This is a genomic window from Wolbachia endosymbiont of Drosophila baimaii (assembly GCF_028982185.1).
GTDB lineage: Bacteria > Pseudomonadota > Alphaproteobacteria > Rickettsiales > Anaplasmataceae > Wolbachia > Wolbachia pipientis.
On sequence record NZ_JAPQLE010000059.1, the window covers coordinates 1 to 2,210 of the forward strand.

Here is a 2,210-nt window from a genome sequence, read left to right on the forward strand (position 1 = left end):
TTTGTTCATTTGCCAGCTTAACAGCTTCCAATTTGAATTCTGCTGTATATTCTCTTACCATTTCTAATCCTCCAAAATTTTATTTTACCCGAAAAAACTCCTTTCTTTCTCTCCACTTTTTCTGGGTAAGGTCAGTCTTTAGGCACCCAAACAAAGGGAAATGCTGGATAAAAAGAAAATACTTTAAAAAGTATAATAACGATAACTGGCGTTTTATGACAAGTAACAAGATACATCTTATTATACACAGCGATCATGATATTAAATGACATATCAAAGTGCAAAAAACCAGATCTCCATATGATGGTGATTGGGTATATTGGGGTAAACGTCTGAGAAAAATACCAGATAAGCCATTAAGAGTAATAAAACTATTGAAGTTACAACAAAGTAAATGTGATAATTGTAGACTATGGTTTAAAAGTGATGATACAATAGAAATACATCACAAAGACCGGAATAGACGAAACAACATGATCAAAAACTTATCTTTGTTACATGGACATTGTCACGATGAATTACACAGGAGGTGTGCATGAAAAGCACCAAATTGGAGAGAAGCCGTATGAGGCGCAAAGTCTCACGTACGGTTTTGAAGTCGAGTGAGGAGGGGCGACCTTCTTCACTTAGACAACAATATGCAGATGAAACTACGGAAGAAGACTTAAGGAAAATAGCAGAAAAAGCACCAATAATAAAGTTAGCCTACGATGAATTAGACAGGTTTAGCTGGAATGAAAAAGATTTAGTAGCATATGAAGAAAGAATAATGGATCTGCGGAAAGAAGAAGGCATCCTCGCTAAAAAACTTGATGAGGGAAAGATTGAAGTAGCAAAAAACCTACTTAAGGCTGACATCTCTATTGATATTATCTCTCAGACAACCGGCCTTCCTCAAGCTGAGATTAAACGACTTCAGGAAGAAATCACCTAAAAGGCTAATGATCAACGAAAAAATTGTAAGAGAGAACTTAAAAAAAGTCACAGAGCAAAAAAGCGGTAAAGATGTGATCGCTCTTGGCATAATATCCTCAATTATTATTAAAGGTCAAGATGTTGGTTTTGTGCTTGAAGTTGCCGGTAACACGCAAGCAAATGAAGAATTAAGAAAAAATTGTGAGCAAGCTGTTAAAGCTATACCGGGGGTGACAAAAGTGACCGTGGTTGCTACTGGTCAAAAACAAACTGGGCAACAAAAAGCTAAATTACATATCGAAGGAGTGAAAAATATAATCGTTGTAGCCTCTGGTAAAGGCGGTGTGGGCAAGTCCACAGTTGCGCTAAATCTTGCTCTCTCATTAGCAAAGTTGAAACATAAAGTTGCGCTGGTTGATGCAGATATATATGGTCCTTCAATTCCTAAAATGCTTGGCGCTGAAAAATTAAAGCCAGAAATACAGGATAGTAAAGCAATGCCTATAGAAAAGTATGGACTGCATACTATTTCAATTGGCTATTTTATCGATAAAGATCGTGCAGCAATATGGCGCGGACCTATGATTACAAAAGCACTTTATAGTCTGCTAATGGGAACAAAATGGTCCGATATAGAGTATTTGATAATTGATACACCACCTGGAACTGGCGATGTGCATTTAAGTCTTATGGAAAATTTTAACTTAACTGGGGCGATAATAGTTTCAACTCCACAGGAGCTCTCTTTAATCGATGCTCGCAAAATTTATGATATGTTTACAAAGCTCAGCGTACCGGTTATTGGCATTGTAGAAAATATGAGTTATTTCATTCAAAGCGGCTCAAAAATATACATATTTGGAAAAGACGGTGCAAAAAAAATGTCTGAGGAGCTGGGCATCAAACTTCTAGGCAGAGTTCCTCTAGATCCACAAATATGCCATGCTTCTGATTGCGGAAATCCTTTAATGCTAAGTGAGGATTTGGCAGAGATTTATGAAGACATTGCTCAAAGTATAGTTAAACAATAGAATAAGCGTGAGAAACATGCGAATCAAAGTCCTCTTTTGTTAGTTACAAAATAGACTGCTTGCATAACCATTATTTACATGAAAAAATTAGCAGCTTTTGTCATTCCAGCGCGTGACGCTGGAATGGCTTTGTTGCATCGCTAGCTATGATGGATTAAAGATAAAAAAGATAGCGAATATCAGTAGCTTATTATTCTGGTATTTATAACGAGAACGGTCAGTGAATACCTAAATTTGAGTAAAAGAAATTTCACTACCACTCAC

Annotated in this window: 1 protein-coding gene and 1 pseudogene; both read left to right on the top strand. The window is 36.6% G+C overall.

Going from position 1 to position 2,210, the window contains the following annotated elements:
* Positions 1-634: 634 nt before the first annotated feature.
* A pseudogene (locus tag OZD66_RS01845) lies at positions 635-934 on the top strand (hypothetical protein); the annotation flags it as partial.
* Between the two features lie 7 nt (positions 935-941).
* Positions 942-1,946 (top strand): Mrp/NBP35 family ATP-binding protein, encoded by a 1,005-nt coding sequence (locus OZD66_RS01850; protein WP_182366326.1) that lies wholly within the window; start codon positions 942-944, stop codon positions 1,944-1,946.
* Positions 1,947-2,210 lie beyond the last annotated feature (264 nt).

Excerpts from the sequence above, each read along its gene's own strand:
- OZD66_RS01850 (WP_182366326.1), top strand. The coding sequence starts at position 942 with ATGATCAACGAAAAAATTGTAAGAGAGAACTTAAAAAAAGTCACAGAG.